20 protein-coding genes and 1 tRNA gene are annotated in these 20,564 nt (G+C 60.0%); 15 read left to right on the forward strand and 6 right to left on the reverse strand.

Annotation, left to right across the window (positions count from 1 at the left end; translation table 11 throughout):
- Positions 1–124: 124 nt before the first annotated feature.
- Positions 125–1,624 (forward strand): amidophosphoribosyltransferase, encoded by a 1,500-nt coding sequence (purF, locus tag WC698_02530; GenBank protein ID MFA6039113.1) that lies wholly within the window; start codon positions 125–127, stop codon positions 1,622–1,624.
- 114 nt (positions 1,625–1,738) lie between these two features.
- Positions 1,739–3,094 carry a phosphoribosylamine--glycine ligase gene (gene purD / locus WC698_02535; GenBank protein MFA6039114.1) on the forward strand — a complete coding sequence of 452 codons (1,356 nt, stop codon included), beginning with the start codon at positions 1,739–1,741 and terminating at the stop codon, positions 3,092–3,094.
- A 153-nt stretch (positions 3,095–3,247) separates the two neighbouring features.
- Here purD and WC698_02540 read toward each other — a convergent pair whose 3' ends face one another.
- Together WC698_02540 and prfA are read right to left on the reverse strand one after the other, a co-directional pair.
- The gene (locus WC698_02540; GenBank protein ID MFA6039115.1) at positions 3,248–3,688 is read right to left on the reverse strand and encodes a hypothetical protein; all 441 of its coding nucleotides are present in this window, start codon (positions 3,686–3,688) and stop codon (positions 3,248–3,250) included.
- Between the two features lie 48 nt (positions 3,689–3,736).
- Positions 3,737–4,798: a peptide chain release factor 1 gene (prfA, locus tag WC698_02545; GenBank protein MFA6039116.1), complete on the reverse strand. Its 1,062-nt coding sequence runs from the start codon at positions 4,796–4,798 to the stop codon at positions 3,737–3,739.
- 159 nt (positions 4,799–4,957) lie between these two features.
- Between prfA and mnmA the strand changes: the two genes are divergently transcribed.
- The 7 genes from mnmA to WC698_02580 all read left to right on the forward strand — a co-directional run bounded on the left by mnmA (position 4,958) and on the right by WC698_02580 (position 10,323).
- Positions 4,958–6,052 carry a tRNA 2-thiouridine(34) synthase MnmA gene (gene mnmA, locus WC698_02550; protein MFA6039117.1) on the forward strand — a complete coding sequence of 365 codons (1,095 nt, stop codon included), beginning with the start codon at positions 4,958–4,960 and terminating at the stop codon, positions 6,050–6,052.
- 173 nt (positions 6,053–6,225) lie between these two features.
- Positions 6,226–7,425 carry a sortase gene (locus WC698_02555; protein MFA6039118.1) on the forward strand — a complete coding sequence of 400 codons (1,200 nt, stop codon included), beginning with the start codon at positions 6,226–6,228 and terminating at the stop codon, positions 7,423–7,425.
- A gap of 55 nt (positions 7,426–7,480) precedes the next feature.
- Positions 7,481–7,568: transfer RNA gene (locus WC698_02560), tRNA-Leu, on the forward strand.
- Between the two features lie 225 nt (positions 7,569–7,793).
- Positions 7,794–8,129: a hypothetical protein gene (locus WC698_02565; GenBank protein ID MFA6039119.1), complete on the forward strand. Its 336-nt coding sequence runs from the start codon at positions 7,794–7,796 to the stop codon at positions 8,127–8,129.
- Positions 8,130–8,206: 77 nt separating this feature from the next.
- Positions 8,207–8,572 carry a diacylglycerol kinase family protein gene (locus tag WC698_02570; GenBank protein MFA6039120.1) on the forward strand — a complete coding sequence of 122 codons (366 nt, stop codon included), beginning with the start codon at positions 8,207–8,209 and terminating at the stop codon, positions 8,570–8,572.
- A gap of 90 nt (positions 8,573–8,662) precedes the next feature.
- Positions 8,663–9,256 (forward strand): hypothetical protein, encoded by a 594-nt coding sequence (locus WC698_02575; GenBank protein MFA6039121.1) that lies wholly within the window; start codon positions 8,663–8,665, stop codon positions 9,254–9,256.
- A gap of 62 nt (positions 9,257–9,318) precedes the next feature.
- Positions 9,319–10,323, forward strand: coding sequence for a DMT family transporter (locus tag WC698_02580; GenBank protein MFA6039122.1), 1,005 nt, complete (start codon positions 9,319–9,321; stop codon positions 10,321–10,323).
- 8 nt (positions 10,324–10,331) lie between these two features.
- Here the strand turns inward: WC698_02580 and WC698_02585 are convergent, their stop codons facing one another.
- A complete protein-coding gene (locus WC698_02585; GenBank protein ID MFA6039123.1) occupies positions 10,332–11,225 on the reverse strand; it encodes an S-layer homology domain-containing protein in 894 nt (297 codons plus the stop codon).
- A gap of 128 nt (positions 11,226–11,353) precedes the next feature.
- On the opposite strand from WC698_02585, the gene carB reads away from it, so the two are divergent.
- The 3 genes from carB to WC698_02600 all read left to right on the forward strand — a co-directional run bounded on the left by carB (position 11,354) and on the right by WC698_02600 (position 15,795).
- The gene (carB, locus tag WC698_02590; GenBank protein MFA6039124.1) at positions 11,354–14,683 is read left to right on the forward strand and encodes a carbamoyl-phosphate synthase (glutamine-hydrolyzing) large subunit; all 3,330 of its coding nucleotides are present in this window, start codon (positions 11,354–11,356) and stop codon (positions 14,681–14,683) included.
- Between the two features lie 63 nt (positions 14,684–14,746).
- Positions 14,747–15,298 (forward strand): transcription elongation factor GreA, encoded by a 552-nt coding sequence (gene greA / locus WC698_02595; protein ID MFA6039125.1) that lies wholly within the window; start codon positions 14,747–14,749, stop codon positions 15,296–15,298.
- A gap of 101 nt (positions 15,299–15,399) precedes the next feature.
- Entirely contained in the window at positions 15,400–15,795 is a 396-nt protein-coding gene (locus tag WC698_02600) for a hypothetical protein (protein MFA6039126.1), read from the forward strand.
- On the opposite strand, the gene holA is transcribed toward WC698_02600, so the two are convergent.
- Positions 15,792–16,763 carry a DNA polymerase III subunit delta gene (gene holA, locus WC698_02605; protein MFA6039127.1) on the reverse strand — a complete coding sequence of 324 codons (972 nt, stop codon included), beginning with the start codon at positions 16,761–16,763 and terminating at the stop codon, positions 15,792–15,794. The genes WC698_02600 and holA overlap by 4 nt on opposite strands.
- A 139-nt stretch (positions 16,764–16,902) precedes the next feature.
- On the opposite strand from holA, the gene WC698_02610 reads away from it, so the two are divergent.
- The 3 genes from WC698_02610 to WC698_02620 are packed head-to-tail and all read left to right on the forward strand — an operon-like array spanning position 16,903 to position 19,306.
- Positions 16,903–17,271 (forward strand): hypothetical protein, encoded by a 369-nt coding sequence (locus WC698_02610; GenBank protein ID MFA6039128.1) that lies wholly within the window; start codon positions 16,903–16,905, stop codon positions 17,269–17,271.
- Positions 17,272–17,274: 3 nt separating this feature from the next.
- Positions 17,275–18,654 (forward strand): fibronectin type III domain-containing protein, encoded by a 1,380-nt coding sequence (locus WC698_02615; GenBank protein ID MFA6039129.1) that lies wholly within the window; start codon positions 17,275–17,277, stop codon positions 18,652–18,654.
- Positions 18,647–19,306, forward strand: coding sequence for a hypothetical protein (locus WC698_02620; protein ID MFA6039130.1), 660 nt, complete (start codon positions 18,647–18,649; stop codon positions 19,304–19,306). Before WC698_02615 ends, WC698_02620 begins: the two co-directional genes overlap by 8 nt.
- Positions 19,307–19,337: 31 nt before the next feature.
- On the opposite strand, the gene WC698_02625 is transcribed toward WC698_02620, so the two are convergent.
- Positions 19,338–19,829 (reverse strand): type II secretion system protein, encoded by a 492-nt coding sequence (locus tag WC698_02625; protein ID MFA6039131.1) that lies wholly within the window; start codon positions 19,827–19,829, stop codon positions 19,338–19,340.
- An 82-nt stretch (positions 19,830–19,911) separates the two neighbouring features.
- Entirely contained in the window at positions 19,912–20,409 is a 498-nt protein-coding gene (locus tag WC698_02630) for a type II secretion system protein (GenBank protein MFA6039132.1), read from the reverse strand.
- Positions 20,410–20,564: the final 155 nt, after the last annotated feature.

Here is a 20,564-nt window from a genome sequence, read left to right on the forward strand (position 1 = left end):
CTCCGTTCTACCTTGTACAAACATGCGTTTTCTGTAGAATGCACACGTGGAGATCCCCTCTTCACCAATTTCGGCCTCCCCGGACTCTCGGCGAGGCATTTTGCCCGTTCTTCCCGTCTGACCTATGTGCGGTATCATGGCTGTTTCCGGCTTCCGACCCGCCATTGAGGACCTCTACGACGGCCTCACGGTCCTCCAGCACCGCGGGCAAGACGCAGCGGGCATCGTGACATTCGACAACCAGTTCCACCTCAAGAAGGCCAACGGGATGGTGCGTGACGTGTTTCATACGCACTCGCTCCATCGCCTCACGGGACACATGGGCATCGGTCATGTGCGCTACCCCACGGCGGGATGTTCCTCGGAATTCGAGGCGCAGCCGTTCTTCGTCAATTCGCCCTTCGGCATCTCGCTGGCGCATAACGGCAACCTGACGAATGCAAAGGAGCTGGCCCATGAACTCCTCCACACGGATTTCCGCCACCTCAACACCAGCTCCGATTCCGAAATTCTCCTCAACGTCTTCGCGCTCGCGCTGCAGAGGCAACGCCCCATCAAGCTGACACCGGAGATCATCTTCCGCGCCGTGCGGCAGGTGCACCGCCGCTGCCAGGGAAGTTACTCCGCAGTGGCGCTCATCGGCGGCCACGGCATCGTTGCGTTCCGCGACCCGCACGGCATTCGCCCTCTGCAGGTCGGCAAGCGCAAGTACGGCATGAAGGAGGAGTACGTCATCTGCTCGGAGAACACGCTCATGAAGCCCCTGGGCTATGAGTTCATGCGCGACGTGGAGCCGGGCGAAGCCATCTTCATCGATCGCAAGAACCAGATGCATGCCGAGATCTGCCGCAAGGGACACTTGAACCCCTGCGCGTTCGAGTGGGTGTACCTGGCCGCGCCCGATTCCATACTGGACAACGTATCCGTGTACAAGGCGCGCCTGCGCATGGGCGAATACCTTGCCAGGCAGATCAAGGCATCCGGCATCAAGATTGATTCGGTGATCCCCATTCCGGATTCCTCCCGCGCCGCTGCTGCCGGCTTGGCCGACAAGATCAAGGTGCGCTACCGCGAAGGGTTCGTGAAGAACCGCTACATCGGGCGCACGTTCATCATGCCGGGACAGAAGATCCGCCAGCGGAGCCTGCGCTTCAAGATCCACCCCATTGACCTGGAGTTCAAGGGCAACAGCGTGCTCCTGGTGGACGATTCCATCGTGCGGGGGAACACCAGCAGGAAGATCGTGGACATGGCGCGCGAGGCCGGCGCCAAGCATGTGTACTTCGCCTCCGCCTCCCCCCCCATCATCAATCCCTGCCCGTACGGTGTGGACATCCCCACCCGGGACGAGCTCATCGCCTCGCACCACACCATCGAAGACATCCGCAAGTTCATCGGCGCGGACAAGCTCTTCTACGCCACGCCGGAAGACCTGGTGAAGTCCATCCGCATCGGGAACCGCAAACTGCAGCATCTCTGCACGGGATGCTTCAACGGGCGCTACCCCACGCCGGAAGTGACGCCCAAGCTCCTCCTGGACCTCGGCTCGCAGCGCAACAGGACCAGGGAAGACCACATGGCGGAAGAAGATGATGAATCGAACAAAGCGTTATCGATCCTTTAGGGTATCGGAGAGAATGCCAAATGAAGAAATGTGAAATGCAAAATGATTGATGTTCATCCTGAACCACCGGTGTTTGCCATTTCTCATTTAGCATTTTGCATTTATCATTACCCCATGAGAATTCTCCTGATCGCCTCCTCCGCCCGCGAACACGCCATCGCCGACGCCCTTTCACGCAGCCGGCACAAACCGGAGATCATCGCCTTCTGCACCACAAGGAACCCCGGCATCGACGCTTTAGCGTCACGCATGGACGTGGGGGACATCCTGGATTTCGACCGCATGAAGACAATCGCGCGGGAAACGCGCCCTGATTTTGCCATCATCGGGCCCGACGACCCCATCGGCATGGGGGCCGCCGACGTCTTGGAGGCGATGGGGATCCCCAGCGTCGCCCCCAAAAAGAGCCTAGCGCGCATTGAGAGCTCCAAGGGCTTCACCCGGGAGCTGATGGAGAAAAACGGCATAGGCTCTTCGCCGAAGTTCCGCGTCTTCACGCGGTCGGATGATTCCGTCGGCGCCTTGGAAAAGGAGAAGGAAGCCCTCCTTACATACATCAGCCGAGACTTGGAGGGAGAGTTCGTGGTCAAATACGACGCGCTCAAGGGCGGCAAGGGCGTGAAGGTCAGCGGCGAACACCTGCATTCGGCTGAGGACGGCGTGGATTACGCCATCGAGTGCCTGGACGGGTGCGGCCGCGTGGTGATCGAAGAGAAGCTCGTGGGCGTGGAGTTCAGCCTGCTCTCCTTCGTCTCCGGCACGCAGGTGGTGGATATGCCCGCCGTGCAGGACCATAAGCGTGCGAACGAAGGGGACGAGGGGCCCAACACGGGAGGCATGGGGACCTACACCGACGCAAACCACTCTCTGCCTTTCCTCACAACCAACGACCTCATGCAAGCCAAGGACATCAATCGCAAGGTGGCGGCTGCCCTTCTCAAGGAGTGCGGCGAACCCTACAAGGGCATCCTCTACGGCGGCTTCATCGCAGTGCGTAACGGCGTGCGCGTGATCGAATACAACGCGCGCTTCGGCGACCCGGAGGCGCTCAACCTCCTCCCGCTCCTGGAATCGGACTTCGTGGACATCTGCCTGGCGATCATCAAGGGTGAACTCAGGGAAGACCTGGTGCGCTTCGCACGCAAGGCGACGGTGTGTAAGTACGTGACGGCGCGCGGGTATCCCGTGAACAAGGACGAGAAAGGCCAGAAGGTGGAATTCCCCTCCGCGATCCCGTCGGACTCGCGCATGTTCTTCTTCGATGCCACGCGGGAAGCCGACGGGACGTTCCTCTTGGGGGGCTCCCGCGCTGCGGGATTCGTGGGTATCGGCAACACCATCGCGGAAGCGGAACGCATTGCGCAATCGCTCTGCGAGAAAGTGCGCGGGCTCGTGCGGTACCGCAGGGACATCGGTACGGAGAAACTGGTCAAACGCCGAGTCGAAACCATGAAAGATCTGCGGCGCTAACCTCATACCAAAGTCATTTGACTTCTGTTGCTTCGCGCCCGTCCCCCTCTCCCCGCCCTCTCCCCCTTTTCCGGTGGAGAGGGGGACAAGGAAACGCATTTCTTCTCTTGAGCGTGCAACTGCTGAAGCGCCACGGATCAGGTTATTTTGGTATCAGTCTTTCTTGAAGAGGCCGCCCAGTGCCTTCCTTACCTTGAGGAACACTCCCGCAATACCGGTGGATTTCTTTCGCTGTTCCAAGCGCTCCATGGCAAGCCTTCTCCTTTCCTCCGTATGAACGCGTTTATTCCTATTCTGCCGACGCAGCTCCCGTTCCTCTTCTTTCTCCATTCTGCTTACGGTGTCCGGACCCGGGTAAACGGAAACAGCCAGACGCCTCGCTTCTTCGGAGATTTGCGGTATTTGCTGTACAAGACCGGCGAGGAACGCCCGTTCAGGGGTATAATAACCGCTGCACACATCGTGAATATGCTGCTCCAGTTCCGCACACACGTTGGACGGAACCGTGTGATCTTCGGTGCGCCGAGGAAGTTCGTCTGCCTTCAGTTGAGAAAATGTTGATGCCATAGGCCTCGACCGCTTTTCGCGCAGCACAGTGTAATCCCCTTCTGGGAAAAGACCAGTCATGTACTACTAATTTGTTCATATATTAGCCCTCGCCATCCTCTCTTCCTGCTCTTTAGCCTGTAGAGCCTCGATGAGGCCTTTGATGTTTCCCTCCATGATGGAAGGCAGGTTGCTGAAGTTCTGCCCGATGCGGTGGTCGGTCACCCGGTCCTGCGGGAAGTTGTAGGTGCGTATCTTCTCGCTGCGGTCGCCGGACCCCACCTGACCGGAACGCATGTCCCCCCTTTCCTTCGCCAGCTGCTCCTCGCGCGCGGCGTACAGGCGGCTGCGGATCAAGCTCATGGCGAGAGCGCGGTTGCGCTGCTGGCTCCGCTCCGTTTGGCACGCCACGACGACTCCGGAAGGGATATGTGTGATGCGTACGGCGGATTCCGTCTTGTTCACGTGTTGCCCTCCCGCACCGCTCGCCCGGTACGTATCGATGCGCAAGTCTTCGTTCTTGATCTCTATGTCCGCTTCCTCCGCTTCGGGAAGAATGGCGACGGTCGCTGTGGACGTGTGCACGCGGCCTTTGGCTTCGGTCTCCGGAATGCGCTGCACGCGGTGGACGCCGCTCTCGAACTTGAGCGCCCCGTACACGCCCTTGCCTTCGATGCGCGCCGACGCCTCCTTGATCCCCCCGCCGTCGGCATCCGACAGGTTCATGATCTCCGACTTCCACCCTTGCTCCTCGGCATAGCGCAGGTACATGCGCAGGAGCTCTCCTGCAAAGAGCGCCGCTTCCTCCCCTCCCGCCCCCGCGCGCACCTCCACGATCACGCTGCGCTCGTCATCCTTATCCTTCGGCAGGAGGAATGCCCGTATCCTTTCTTCCAATTGCGGCAAGTTGCGCCTTGCTTCTTCCGCCTCCTCTTCCGCAAGAAGACGCAGATCCGGGTCATCGAGAACCGCGTCGGCGCCGTCGACCATGGATTGATAGCGTTCATACTCATGGAGAAGACCGATGACGGGTTCCAGCTCCGCCATCCGCTTGCCGATGCGCGCGATTTCCTTTGGATTCCCGTGCACGGCGGGATCCTGGAGCATCATGCCGAGTTCCTCAACCTCCCGTGCCAGTGCGCGGAGCTTTTCGATCATGCGCACATGATAGAGGATTCCGAGGATTCCGACGATACCGACGATGCCGAGGTATGCCCAACCCATGATTGCCCAAGCTATGTCACGAAATTCCTCGGTATCCTCGGATTCTTCGGAATCCTTCCTCCAATGCTCTATGCATGAACTATACTGCAACACATGAGCATCCTCATCGCCCTCTCCGGCGGCATTGATTCCTCGGTGGTCGCGCACCTCCTCAAAGAACAAGGCCATGAGGTGGTGGGCGTGCGCATGGCACTGTGGAGCGATCCTCTTGCCCCCGCCAAGGCGCAGCTGCTTCCAAACAAGTGCTGCGACGCACAGGCAGCGGCACGCACGGCAGCCGTCGCAAAGAAGCTGCAGATCCCCATCCACATCGTGGAGATGTCGAAGGAATTCAAGGAACTCGTAGTGGACCGGTTCCTGAAAGATTGCCGCAACGGGCTGACGCCAAACCCCTGCGTGTACTGCAACCGCCTGATCAAGTTCGGGAAGCTGATGGATATTGCCGATGGATTCGGCTGTGAGAAGGTGGCGACCGGCCACTATGCGCGAATAGTCACGGAAACGATGCCGAACGGATCCGTACGACACGCGCTTTTGGAAGCTGTGGATAAGGAGAAGGACCAAAGCTATTACCTCCACGGGCTCAACCAAAATCAACTGGGTCACGTACTGTTCCCGCTCGGTGAGATGGTGAAGGGCGACGTGTACGCGCTGGCGCAACGCTTCGGCATCCCTTTCGACCGAGCATTATACCGCGAGAGCCAGGACCTGTGCTTCTTCCCGGAGAAATCCCCTACCGAGTTCCTCCGGCGCCACGCGCCGGAAGCGATGCGGCTCGGGCAGATCATACGGAGGGACGGGATGGTTGTGGGGTCACATCAAGGTTTGCCGCTCTACACGGTTGGACAGCGGAGAGGATTGAAGATCGGCGGGCTCAAGATACCGCTCGAAGTGGTGGCGAAAGACGTTTCCGGCAACCGCTTAATCGTGGACGAGAAGGACAAGGAGAAGGCCGCTGATATTCCCGTGCGGGACATCACCTGGGTTTGCGGAAAGCCCGCGGAGAACGCCGATACCCCTTTCGACTGCCGCACCCGCTCCCTCTCCCCCAAACGCAAGGGGACGTTCCGCTTCACGGGAAGCTCGGGGACGTTCACGCTCGCGGAGCCCGCAGGGCCGCAATCGCCGGGACAGTATTTGGTTCTCTACAGCGGTGAGGAGGTTGTGGGAGGCGGAGTGATAGCGTGATGGATAGAGGATTCCGATGATGTCGAAGAGTCCGAGGAATTGACGTACTGCAAGCCATTGAGCTTCTGCCAGTGCTTCCTCGGTATCGTCGGAATTATCGGACTCTTCGGTTTATTCCTGTATACTCCTTTCCTTTTGCAGCTGCGCAATACCCGGATTTCTGCTATACTATCATGATTTCTCGGCTCTTCCGCCGCCACCGGGCTCATTACGACGCCAATGGGGACATTGTGCTCGATCCTGACATGCAGGAACTGCGGGCGGAGAATGGCCGCGGCACCGCTTGGAGGATCACGGAACCGCCTTCCCCGGAAGACATCCTCGACCCGACGGAGAACCGGGAAGCGCTTTCCCCATCGCCCGTGCACGGCCGTCTCGTCTCCGTGCGCAAGCACATCGCGGAAGACGTGCTGGAAGAGGGGCTCCGCCAGTACCGCGAGAGTTTGCGCGCCACCAAGCCCATGCTGGAGGAACTGGGATGGGAGACGTCCACGCTCCTGCAGAAGCTGTGGCATTTTATGCGGCAACCCGTGTGGGTCCCGGGGCGCAAACGCAGCAAGGAGATGACCAGGGGCACGCTCTTCCTGGTGGATACCGTCCGCTTCGGCGGCACGTTCGCCCTCATCTTCCTGGGATTGTTCGTCGCCCTCAACTACCAGAGCTTTTGGGAAATCACCTCCTCCAAGGTGCTGCCCTTCCTCACGGCCCCTTCCATTGACGCACAAGACCAGGCGCTCGCTTCCGCGCTCCAAGACCGCCTTAAGCTTTTGCCCGGGCTCGCAACCGCCGGCGGCGGCCTGGAAGGCAACATCCTCAGCTTTCTCCCCCCAATGGGCCCGCCCGAAAACCGCCTCATCATCCCGAAGCTGGACCTCAACATCCCCCTCGTGACGCCCTCCTACGAAGCGCTCCTCCGCGCGGATTGGCCGCAGGTGGAGAAGGACATACAGGATGCCCTGCAGGACGGGGTGGTCCATTATCCCGGCACGGCGAACCCCGGCCAGGCGGGGAACTTCTTCGTCACGGGCCACAGCTCCTACTACCCCTGGTCGCCCGGCGGCTTCAAGACCGTGTTCGCGCGCCTGCACAACCTGGAAGTGGGTGACGAGTACTGGGTGTACTTTGGCGGGGACAAGCACCGCTACATGATCAAAGGGAAGAAGGAAGTGAGCCCTGCGGATATCACCGTGCTGGACCAGCCCACCGACAAGCGCATCGCCACGCTGATGACCTGCACGCCCGTGGGTACCACGCTCCGGCGCCTCATCGTCACTGCGCAGGAAATTGACCCGACCACCGGGGAGATACTGGACGTTGGGGAACGGCCCTCGCAAGCCCCCTTGAAGTACAAGATGGAAGCCTTACCGATCTGAGGGAGAAGTTCTATACTTCTTCCGAGCAACAGTCCGGTCTTTCCTTTTTCCGATTGCCGCTGTGGTGGAATGGCAGACACGAGGGACTTAAAATCCCTTGCCTCGAAAGGGGCGTGCTGGTTCGAATCCAGCCGGCGGCACCAGAATAATTGACTGAGAACTCCCGTACTAAAATCCCGATTCTTTCTCCGAGGCCCTGCGTAGCTTGGTAGAGCGAAGCACGGACCGGCGGCACCATAATCTAATTGCAGCCAACAATTCACAAGTATAGAACGAATTTCACTGAGGCTTTGTGTTGCACTACAGAGCGGAATTGGGGCCAATATTACCACTCTTGACGGTTGTCGTTATGGTTATAACATACTCCTATGACAACTCGCTCTCTCCCCGAAGGAATGAAAGTAGATCCCTCCGATCCCGCATATTGTGCTTGGCGTGATCAAAGGGAAACGTTTACCACCACTATTCCAGGTGCAGAGACATTAAGCGGAGTTGAACTATTTTCACTTCTCCAGACAAGAGCTGAACTTGTACAGCCATTACTGGCATGTGGAGTATCACAACTTGGAAAAAGCAAGAATGGTGAGTTTATTGTCGGTATGATGCGCTTCATTCCGAGAGAGAGCATTCAGAAAGCATTACATGAGCTGGCAACAGGCATCGGAAAGAATATTCAAACCGTTCTTGTCGATGTCACCCTTTGACAAGCTCGCAGGGATTCAAGATCCTGCACGCGTCGCATGATCTTTATCCCGATCGTAACGTCCTCTACAATCCCTTCATGGTCCATGTATTCGCACAGAGCGCCAGGCATGCACTGCGGGGTATCGTTTTCGTGTGGAAGAGGGAGCGGAACTTCAAGATTTTGAGCGCGATGGCCGTGCTCCTCATCACCGCTTCCATTGTCCTCCGCTTCTCCTTCGCCGAGCTCATGGCGGTCCTCTTCACTTGCGCAGCGGTGCTGGTAGCCGAACTCATCAACACGATCGTGGAGGAGATACTGGACGTGATCGAACCCCACTACAGCGTGCACGTGGGAAGGCTGAAGGACGTGACGGCGGGGGTGGTGCTCCTCCTCAGTGTCTTCGCCGCAACCATCGGTGTCCTCACCGTTGTGCACCACTACGCTCCATTCCTGCAGGAATAGGGCGCCACTTTCCGTGAACACGCAACCCGCTTTCCGTAAGGCCGTTTTCGCGCCCTCGTCTATGGGAGTGTCCCTTCCCTCCCATTTCCGATGAACACGAAAAAGCTCCAGGTGGCATTCCTGCTCACCGCCATCCTTCTTCCCCTCTCGGTAAATTTCGTCCACGCCGCGGCGGATACGCCGACGGGTGCTGAAACTTCCCGCAGCAGACGGCGCGCGGCTCGCTTGGCGCAGCTTACGTCGTCTTCATCAATGAGCTCATCCACCGCCTCCGTGCCATTGTCTTCATCATCGACTTCATCTGTTTCATCGACTTCATCTGTTTCATCTGCTTCCTCAGTTTCCTCCTCACGAAGCTACATCCAATGCATGCAACAGTACGCGCGGGAGCGAGAGGACTTTATGTTGCTCTCACTCACGGGCTACGAACGCTACATGCGGCGCGCATTGGAAGCGCGGAAGAATGCCATCGTGAACGCCTGGAGCATGGAGGATCCTCTCCAGCGTGAGAACGCACTGCGGGGCGCTTGGCGGAACTTCGGCATGACCTGGCGCGTGGCCAATAACCAACTCAAGGACCTGCGCACCAAAGCATGGCGGACGTACCGCCTCAATCTGATCACGTGCGGTCCCCAAGCGGATGATGAGGAACGCGGCGGCTACGGCATGGATTCTCAATTCTGAGGATTCCGGCCTGTTCGTAGATATGGCTTTGTATATGGTTTTGTGTTATAATACTAAGTAACATGAACACACTCTCCCTGCGTCGTTTGTGGGTACGGACGGAGCCCATGCCGCAGTCCGCCTCCCTGCTGGGATGGGCGGCGCTCATGGGAATGATCCTCTCCTCTTCGACATACTATTCCCTGGCCAAGGAACTCACCGTGGTGCTCACGCCTCTCGCGCTCGTCCTCTTCAGCGAGGCGCTGACGGCCATCTTCGTCCTTCTCTCCTTCGGGCTCTTCCCCGCCATCAAGTCCCTCTCAGGTTTGAGCAAAGCGGAACTCCTGTCCCTGCTCGTGGTGGGTGTGCTGAGCAGCATCGTCGCCCCTGCGCTGCTCTTCGCGGGCTTGAGCATGACCAGCGCAGTCAACGCCACGCTCTTCGGGAACACGGAAATGCTTTTCCTCTTGCTCCTCTCCGTACTCTTCATGGGGGAACGCCTCCGCCTCTCCCATTCATTCTCCCTCCTCTTCATCGGAGCCGGCGTGTTATGCATCGCGTTACGCGGCTTCACGGAATCCGTTGTGCTGCGGCCCGGTGACATGCTCATCCTCCTTTCCAGCCTCATATGGGCGGGCAGCGGCCTCCTCTTCCGCAAGTTCCTCCACGACGTCCCCGTTTCCACCGTGGTGCTCACGCGCGCGGTGATCGCCGTGTGGGGGATTTCGCTCTCCTTCCTGTTTTCGCCGGCGGGCGCGGTGATCGCCCAGGCGCAGTCCCTCACCCCCGATTTGCTTGTCACCCTCCTCGCCTTCGCCTTCCTCTCCCGATTCCTCACCGTATTCTGCTTCTACCAATCGCTGGACCGGCTCCCCGTTTCCACCGTCTCCGTGTTCAACAACTTCGCGGTGATCGGTTCCATCGCCTTCGCCTTCTGGTACCTTGGCGAACCTCTGCAGACGCACCAAGCTGTGGGTGCCGCACTCATCCTCACGGGGACCATCCTCCTGGAGGCGCTCAACGGTTACCACCCCACGCACGAACACCGGATCTCGCACCTGGTGCAGAAGCACATGCATCGGGCGTAACGGGCGTCCTATTCCTTCCTCTTCCCATACACTTGTAACGCCAAGCTAAGGACTTTGGAGACTTCCGCACGCGTGATCTGCTTGTCGGGCCCGAAGTATCCGGTGGGGACTCCTTGCGCGTCTTTGTAACCCGAAATGATGCCGTCTTCCGCCGCGCGGTGGATGGCGTCCGTCGTGGCCATGCCGGGGAGGACGTCGAGGAAGACGGAGCCCGTTTGCGTTGTCCCCGCAGCACCCCCGCTCCCCGTCGCCACCACCATGGCCACGGAACCGGAAGACGGCTTGATGACGCCGAACGCTTCCAAAAGCGTGATCACCACTTCTCCGCGCAAGGCCGGACGCGTGACGTCCAGGGAAGCATCCGTGGAGAGCGAGAGCTTGCGGTCCTCCGCGCAGGCGATGTACGGCGCCGACCAGCGGTCCCTCGCCTGCTCGTTGAAGGTGGTCGTACTGCATGTCGCAGGGTCCACGCCCGCCGCCACCATCACCATCTTCGTCATCTCCTCGATGCTCACGGGGCGATGCGGCCCGAATTCCCCCAACGGCTTCCCGGTTGTATCCGTGTATCCCGTCACGATCCCCAAGCTCACCATGTCCCGCACGTAGGGGGCGAACCACAGGTTCCGCGGGACATCCTTGAGGTCATACGGCGCATTGCGCCAGTAGACCGTCACGAAATCGGAAAACTGCGACGCCTGCTGGGCCCCCGTTGCCGAGAGCGGGAACATTTCCGCCCCTTCCGCTTCCAGCGTTTCCCGCCCTTGCTCCTCTTCCTCCTGCCGGAGGATGGTGACGGCCTCCTGGAAGAACGGAAGGTCGTCCCGGAGGAGCGTTGCGCCGGAATCCGTGGCGCCTCCGGCAGCGAGGACGATGAAGGAGAGAAGCGGGAGTGTGAAGGGCATAAGCGTCCCTACCGTATCATGCGTTGGTTTTGCCGCAACGAAACCGACTTGCACGGAGAAGGATTCCAGATTTCGTGGTTCCTTTCCTCCTTGCCCTCTGCCGCCATCACCGCTACTCTCCGCCAGACATGACGGCGCCACAGACCAGCGGCCCCCCGCGGCCCATCCAGGGCAAGGGGGAGCATTTTCCTGAAGTCCGGTCGGTCCTCCTGCTGGGTTCCGGCGCCCTGAAGATCGGCGAGGCCGGGGAATTCGATTATTCCGGCAGCCAAGCCATCAAGGCCTTGAAGGAGGAGGGCAAGCGCGTGATCCTCATCAACCCCAATATCGCCACCAACCAGACCAGCTGGGGCTTGGCGGACGGCGTGTACTTCATCCCCGTCACTCCCCCCTTCGTGGAGGAGGTGATCAAGAAGGAGAAGCCCGACGCCATTGCCCTGAGTTTCGGCGGTCAGACCGCCCTCAACTGCGGCCTGCAGCTTGCGGATGACGGTGTCCTGGACCGCCATGGCATCCGCGTGCTGGGGACGCCGGTGGAGAGCATCCGCAAGACGGAAGACCGCGCACTCTTCAACCAGGAACTGCAGTCCATCGGCGTGTCGGTGCCGCGCTCTTTCGCCTGCACGACCGTGGCGGACTCCATGGACGCGGCACGGAGCATCGGCTTTCCCGTGATCGTACGCGGGGCATTCGCGCTGGGCGGCAAAGGGAGCGGAAGGGCGATGAACGAGACGGAGCTGAAGGACGTGCTCAAAGTGGCGTTCGTGGAATCGCCGCAGGTGCTGGTGGAGGAGGACCTCACCGGCTGGAAGGAGATCGAGTACGAGGTGGTGCGCGACGCGGCGGACAATTGCATCACCGTCTGCAACATGGAGAACGTGGATCCGCTCGGCATTCACACGGGGGAATCCATCGTCATCGCGCCCAGCCAGACGCTGGACAACACCGAGTACCAAATGCTGCGCAGCATCGCACTGCGGGTGATACGGCACATGAAGATCGTGGGCGAGTGCAACATCCAGTACGCACTCCATCCCCGGTCACGCGAATACCGCGTCATCGAAGTGAACGCCCGCCTCAGCCGCAGCTCCGCGCTTGCCTCCAAAGCCACCGGCTATCCCCTCGCCTTCATCGCCGCAAAGCTTGCGCTCGGCTACACGCTCCCGGAACTCCGCAACGCCATCACGCAAGTCACCTGCGCGGACTTCGAGCCCTCGCTCGACTACGTGGCCTTGAAGATGCCCCGCTGGGACCTGCAGAAGTTCCGTTTCGTTTCGGACCAGGTGACGAGCGAGATGAAATCCGTGGGGGAGGTGATGGCGCTGGGCAGGACCTTCGAGGAGACGCTCCAGAAGGCCATCCGCATGCTCAACATTGGGGAAGAAGGACTGTTCCCCGCCTCCATGGAATTCGACGACCTTGCCCGCGAGCTCAAACGGCCGACGCCCCGCCGCATCTTCGCCGTCGCCCAGGCCCTGCACGGCGAGTGGAGCGTGGAAGAAGTGAACGCCGCCACGGGCATCGACCTTTGGTTCCTCCGGCGCATCCAAGCCATAGCACAAACCTCCAAGGACCTCTTCAAGTCCAAGACCGCCCCCCTGGAAGACGACCTGCTGCACAAGGCGAAACTCATGGGCTTCTCCGACCGAGGCATCGGGCAGATCCGGGACCAAAGGACGCAGGAGATCCGCGACCAGAGGATACGTGCGAAGATCCTCCCCGTTGTGAAGCAGGTGGATACGCTCGGCGGGGAATTCCCTGCGCAGACGAATTACCTGTACATGACGTATAACGGGATGGAGGATGATATTCATTTCGGAGCTTACGGCCCTCAGCTTTCAGCGATCAGCGACGATCAGCAGCCAACGGAAAGCTCGAAGCTGAAAGCTGACCGCCCGGTGGCGATCGTATTGGGAGGAGGTCCGTATTCCATCGGTTCTTCCGTGGAGTTCGACTGGTGCTGCGTGCAGGCCGCCCACGAGCTGCAGCGGCAGGGTTACTCCGTCTCCATGATCAACAGCAACCCCGAAACGGTGAGCACGGACTACGACGAATGCGACGCGTTGTTCTTCGAAGAGCTGAGCGACGAGCGCGTGCGCGACATCGTGGAGCGGCTCAACCCCGAGGGCGTGGTGGTCTCCATGGGCGGCCAAATCCCCAACTCCCTTGCACGGAAATTGGCGTCGGCGGGCATTCCCCTCTTCGGCACTTCCGCCACGGATATCGACCGCGCGGAGGACCGGCACAAGTTCAGCTCCTTCCTCGACGAGATCAAGGTGGACCAGCCGGAGTGGAAGGAATTCGCGGACGTCGCGGTGGCGCAGGACTTCTGTGAAAAAGTGGGGTACCCCGTGATCGTGCGTCCCAGCTACGTGCTCTCCGGCGCCGCCATGGCCGTGGTCCACTCGGGCAAGGACCTGGAAGCGTTCCTGGAACAGGCGTCGCTCGTCTCCAAGGATTCCCCCGTGGTCATCTCCAAGTTCGAACAGGGCGCGAAGGAGATCGATTTCGACGGCGTTGCGCAGGAAGGAAAGCTGCTCCTCTACGCCTTCTCCGAGCACATCGAGAATGCCGGCGTGCATTCGGGCGACTCCACCATGGTGCTCCCCTCCCAGCGCGTGAACCTTGCCACGCTCCGCCAGCTCAAGGTGATCGCCAAGAAGATCGCCGCAGGCCTCCGCATCTCCGGCCCCTTCAACATCCAGTTCCTCGCCAAGAACAACCGCCTCAAAGTGATCGAGTGCAACGTGCGCGCCAGCCGCAGCTTCCCCTTCTGCAGCAAGGTGACCGGCCAGAACTTCGCGGTGCTCGCCACGCAGTCGCTCCTCCGCCGCGCCCCGCCGGACAAGCGGTACCAGACGGTGGACTTGGACCACGTGGCGGTGAAGGCGGCGCAATTCAGCTTCGGCAGGCTGAAGGGGGCGGATCCCCGCCTGGGCGTGGAGATGGCGAGCACGGGCGAGGTGGCCTGCTTCGGGCTCAACGCGGAACAGGCTCTCCTTACCGCCCTCGTAGCCGTGGGGTTCAAGCTGCCGAAGAAGAGCATCCTGCTCACCGTGGGCAAGCTGGAGGACAAGATGGACATCCTCCCCGCCGTCCAGGCGCTGCACGAGAAGGGCTACGTCTTCTTCGCCACGCTGCGCACGCATGAGTTCCTGCAGAGCCGCGGCATCCCCAGCGCCCTCCTCCACAAGGTCTCCGAACCGCGCAGCCCCAACATCCGCGAGTACCTGGAGCAGAAGCGGATCGACCTGGTGATCAACATCCCCACGCACTTTACCGTGGACGAGCAGACCGACGGCTACTATATCCGCCGTATCGCCACGGACCAGGGCGTCCCGCTCCTCACGAACGTCCAACTCGTCAAACGCGTGGTGGAGGCGTTGGTGCAGGAGGATATCACCAAGCTGCCGGTGATGCGGTGGCCGGATTTGCTGAAGGAAGGGGCGGGGAATTAGGTTGCCAAAACCCCCATTCTGCGTACAATTGATGGGCTTTCCCCCCTTACCCCCCTTTTGGATATGGTGCCTACAGACGATTTCATCAGCGACGATGACCAGGCGGTCGGCGGTTCCACAGGCTTCAGCGGGGACGACGATGACCAAACGTTGGTGACCAAAGAGGGGCTCAAGAAGCTCAAGGACGAATTGGAGGAGCTCAAGACCACGCGGCGCACGGAAGTGGCGCAGCGCCTCAAGGAGGCCATCTCCTACGGCGACCTTTCCGAGAACTCCGAGTATGAGGAAGCCAAGAACGAACAAGCCTTCGTGGAGGGGCGCATCCTGGAACTGGAGCAGAAGATCAAGAACGCCAAGATCATCAGCGAAAAGAAGCAGATCGGCCGCGGGAAGGAGATAGACATCGGTTCTACGGTGACGGTGGCGAACCTCACGGACGGCGACGAACCGGAGAGGTACACCATCGTGGGCTCCACCGAAGCCGACCCCCTGGAGCACAAGATCAGCAACGAATCCCCCATGGGCAAAGCCCTCATCGGAAGGCACAAGGGTGAGAACGTGGAGATCTCCTCGCCCTCGGGAATTCTGGAGTTCGAGATCTTGAATGTAGCTTGAACGCACGTATTGCGTCTTTATATGACGTATGACGTATCACGTCGTACGTATGCATTGGAGTATCCATACGCAATACGTAATACGCTATACTTGATACGCGTATGACAGACCAGCAACCTCCCCAAACCACCGGTCTCAAAATCCCTCCCGACGTCGCCGCCACGTATGGTCCGTTGGTCGCACTCATCAAGGCTTCCGAGAGCATGAACGACGAGGAACGGCAGTACTGGGTCAATATCCTGCCCGTGATGACGCCCGAGCAGGTGAAGAACCTGCAGGAGATACTGGAGAACGAGAAAGCGCAACTCGCCGCCATCGACAAGAAGTACGCGCAGGAGATGGGGAAGATCGAACAGGGGGAATCCCTGAAGAAGGCGGAGGACGAGCGACGCAAAATGAGGGAAACGCGCACCGCGGCGGAAACGTCCCACCGCGAAACGGAGGACAAGGCGACGGAAGATATCCTCCGGCAGATCGAGGGACAGGGGGGGAACTAGACGACGAGCTTTGCCGACCGCACGATGAATTGGTCGATGAGGGCCAAGAGTTCCTCGGGTGCTTCTTTGGTGGACTTGAACCCCCCCGTCTTGAGCGCCTTGTCCGTATCGGTCGCCCACACGAGCAAGGCCTGCAGGGAGGCCAGGGGAACGTCTTGCGCCAGCCGGAGCAGGTTGCGCGCGCTGGGGAACGGCACCTTGTAGACGGAGGCGATCTTCGCCGGATTACGCTCCCCCGCCTTCACCGCCGCGGTGACCGTGACGAGCGTGCGGAGCATCCAGAGGAGGATGCTCCAGAGGGAGAATGGGTCTTCCCCGTGCGCCAGCAGCCGCCGCGCGTACCGCAGCGCCTCATCCCCTTTCCCTTCCCCCAGAAGGTTCGTGAGCTTCCACACTTCCTGTTCTCCCGAAGAAACGGCCAACGCATCAACGTCTTCCTTTGTGACCGGGCGATCCCCCGCGTACGTCACGAGTTTGACGATCTCCTGCGCCAGCGCATCCTGATCTTCCCCCACAAACGTGACCAAATGCTCCGCGGCGCCTGGGGCGAACGACCCGTGGTGCGTTGCGGCGTAAGTTGCCATCCACTGGCCCAGGCGCTTTCCGTCCAGGACGGTGAACTCCTTCACTTGCGCCGCCTTGAGCAACGCTTTCACGGCGGAGAGGCGCTTATCGGGATGCGCATCCGCGATCACAAGAACGCAATCGGGGTGGATGGAGCCCAGGAGCAGCTCCACTTCTTCCTTGGTGAAGGAAGGCGTTCCCTCGATGATGAGGAGGCGCTTACCCGCTATGAAGGGAGCCACGCTCACTTCATCAAGGAGCGTGCGGTACTTGACATCCAGTGCTTGCAGTACGACGAGATTCTCCGGCCCATGCTTTTCCTCAAACTGTTTCTGCCATGCGCGCTTCTCCTCCCGGACAGCGAAGGCATTTCCGCCGGTGAAGTAGAATAAGGAAGCCGCCATGCCTCTACTGTAGCAAATGGGGCTGTGGCATGTGCTATATCTCTCCGAACTGATGATATATTCAATAAGACATATGCAGATAGGATGTCAACTTCTGGCACATTGAGAGAGAATGTAAATTAGGCTATACTAAGAGGAAATGTTCAACAAACTCCTCCCCTACGTCACAAGCCGCAACCTCAGCCTCGTCGCGCTCAGTCTCACGTGCGTGATGGGTTCCTTCCTCGTCGGTGTGCGCACCGTGGGAGAAGTGCAGGTCTTCGACCCTTCAAGCGTCCTCCGCGCAGGCCGCAGCGAAGCGCAGCAAGCCAGCGTCATCATGACCCCCTTGCTGGGCGATATCGACAGTAACGGAAAGGTGGATCTTGAGGACGCCATTGCGCTCCTGGAAGTGATCCGGGGCGACGCTCGCGTCCCTCCCGAAGCGCTCCTCACGGATCCCGACGGTGACCAGCAATTCACGTTGGACGACGTGCTGTGGATCCTCCGATTCCTTTCGAACCGCTGACCTATGGCAACCTTGAACCGCCGCCACTGGTACGCTCTTGGCGCAACACTCGCGGCCATTGTCCTCACCTTCTCCGCCCTCAATGCCACGCCCTCCTGGCGTGCGCAAACGGCGGAAGAGGAGGAAGGCGTAACGGCGGAAGAGGAGGCGATTGTTGCGGAGGAAGGGGCCGGTGACGTTCCAGCGGAAGGGACGGCGGAAGAGTCTTCCACCTCATCCGAAGGCGATACAGCCGATACCGGATCCACCGTATCGCTCTTCTTGCGTCCCCATTGCGAATTGGCGGACCAGGCGGAATGCCCCGCATTCACCGTGCGTGATCCCCTCACATTGGAAACGGAATCCCTCCGCGCAGGCGATATTCTGGATTTGGACATCGTGGTACGCAACGACCTGCTCGTTCCCCTCTCCCGGGTACGCTCATGGCTGCAGTACGATCCGGAAATCCTGCAAGGAATGGATATCCAGGCGAGCACTTCCCTCCCCATCCCCGCCCCCGGCGAGGAGGATTATGATGCGGAGCGGGGGTATGTGATGATCGATGTGGAAGCAGAATCGGAAGAGGGTTTGGCGGACGCGCTCATCCCCGTGGCGCAGGTGACGTTCACCGTGAAGGATGTTCCCGGTGGCGGCGAAACGATGCTCACGTTCCATGACCTGGAAGGCAACCCTCCCCACACCGCCGTTTACACGGCCGGATTGGAGGCAACCGAGGTGTTGGGAGATACCCTGGGTGTTCTGGCCGTGAGGATTGAAGAGAACACTGTCTCCTCCTCTTCCGCACCGGTTGAAGCGTCTTCCGCTACGGGGGAGGTTATTTCGGTCCCGGAAACAGTCGCCGAGGAAGTACCCGTGGGGGAGGAAACACACCCCGCACCGGCAGAGGAAACAGTTGCTCCCGAGCAGTTTGTCCTTCTCCAAGTACAGAACGTCCGTGTGACCACGGAAGGGACCACGCTCTACGTCGCTTGGGACGCCCTCCCTTCCCCCAACATAAGGGGATTCCACGTCTACTACGGGACACAGACGGGCCGTTACATTCAGCGGCGCACCGTCCGCCCCGACGAAACGGGTATCGCCATCCGTTCCCTCACGCAAGGGACCACCTATTACGCGGCAGTCCGCGGCTTCAACGAGGACAACGAGGAGACCGCCTTCAGCCAGGAGGCTGCGGTCACCATCGGCGACCCGACCACTTCCACGGCCCCCCTCCGCACCCTTACGGGCCTCACCGGCAATCCGCTTCAAGGGCAGGCGGCGTACGTCCCCGGCGATTCCGGGCTGGGCACAACCGCAACGCTCCTCCTCATCGCCTCCGCCGTTATGGGAACGCTCATAGCTTCCCGCAGACAGACACACCTCCGCGCCGCCCCCCATGCCTGACGTGCATCCGCACTGGCAGTCGACGGGGGACGATACGCCCATCCCCGTCCACACGCGTGACCACGCGTCGGGCAGCGTGCCCATCGGCACGGGTTCCGTTTCGCGACTTCCGGGAGCCTTCATCGGAATCATTCTCGTACTCACGGTCGGTATCCTTCTCTCACAAGGGGGAGAGGAACTGTGGCAAGACATCATTTCTCTTCCCGGACAAATCGGTTCCCTGGTCCAAGGGACGAATGGACGCTCGCCTTTCCTCGCGCAGGTGACGGGAGAGGTGAGTTCTTTGTCCTCCTCTTCGGAAGCGTCGTCCGTTGCATCCTCGGAGAAAGCGGTGGAAATGCCCACCGACGAAGCGCCGGTTGCCGAAGGGACGTTGCCTCAAGAGACTGCTGCCGAAGAACCGACCGCACTGCCCCGAAACCCTTACACGGTGACAAGCGGCATCACCCGCCCCCTCGACGCGTACGGTGCACCGATACAGAACACGGGGACATCGTTCAATACGCTCCTGCATTCGGGTGCACCTCCCTCCCAGCCCGCCAGCGGGCCCGAAACCTGGGTGGTCTTGGCATTGAGCGTGGCCGCCATGGTGTGGACCACGCGGCATACGCTGTTCGCCACTCAGGAATACGGGAACACCAGGGTTGCTTGAACAGCCCGATGATCTCTCCGCATCCAACGGATCACCGCATGGTCTGTATGGTCTGCCCCAACTCCGCGGCGGGCGCGCCGACGAAGATACGGCCTGCCGCATCCCTATAGATGATGTACCGCGTGCCCGAAGCCGTGAGTGCGCCTGGGATGCTCGGGTCCTCCGGCATTCCCACCAAATACGTCCCGGAGAGCATGCGCAGGTTCACTCCTCCAAGATTGCCGGCGCCGGTGGCCGTTGTGCAACTGGCTATGGCCGTATCGAACATGCAGATGGGCCTCCTGTTCGCGCTGCCGGACGGGATGTTCCCGGGCATTCCCCCCCTATTGTCGATGGCGTACTGGTAGACGGCATTGATGATCGTCTGGATATTCGCCTTCCTCTGTGTGTTCCTGGCTTGTGCCAGCTGTCTCTGCGGATTGATGGCCGCGATGACGATGGACGCGAGCAGTGCAATGATAGCCATCACGAGCAGCAACTCGACCAGGGTGAACCCTTTCCTCTTGCGAAACAGTAACCGCATACGGGAGCGCAGTATACCATTGGAACATCGTGACAAAACAAAAGCCCCTTCGACAGAAGGGGCTTTTGATGATGTGCGGATTTTACCGAGACGCCGTGATCGTCTCACTGTCATCCGTCGTCGCGGGGAACACAGTGATGCGGCTGGATGCATCCTTGTAGATCATGTAGCGCGTCCCTGACGCCGTGAGGGTGCTGGGCACGCTGGGATCCTTGGGGATACCCACGAGATACGTGCCGGAAAGCGAACGGAGGTTCACGCCGTTCAGGTTCCCCGCGCCGGTGGCCGTGGTGCAACTTGCAATGTTCGTATCGAACATACAAATGGGCTTTGCAGCCGCCGTGCTCGCGCCCGAGGGAATGTTCCCCGGCAGCACGCCGTTGTTGTCGATGGCGTACTGGTACACGGCATTCAGGATGGTATTGATGTCGCTGCGGCGCTGTGCATTGCGCGCCTTCCCCAACTGCTTTGTGGGGTTGATGGCGATGATCACAATGCTCGCCAGGATGGCGATGATGCCGATCACGAGCAGGAGCTCGATGAGGGTGAATCCTCGTCGGCTTGAGAGGAAGCTTTTCATAAGAAGGAAGATGGGGAAGGAATAGGACGTCGCGGCACAAAGACCCGCAACGGGACTCTTAGTGCGAAAGTGTACCGAAACGTCCTCTTCCGTAAACCGTCTAGGCTTGAATGTTTTATAAATCGTGATGATTCAAATGGTTTCAACGCTCTTCC

The organism is Candidatus Peribacteraceae bacterium (assembly GCA_041661065.1).
In the GTDB taxonomy this organism is placed as follows: Bacteria; Patescibacteriota; Gracilibacteria; order Peribacterales; family Peribacteraceae; genus CAIKAD01.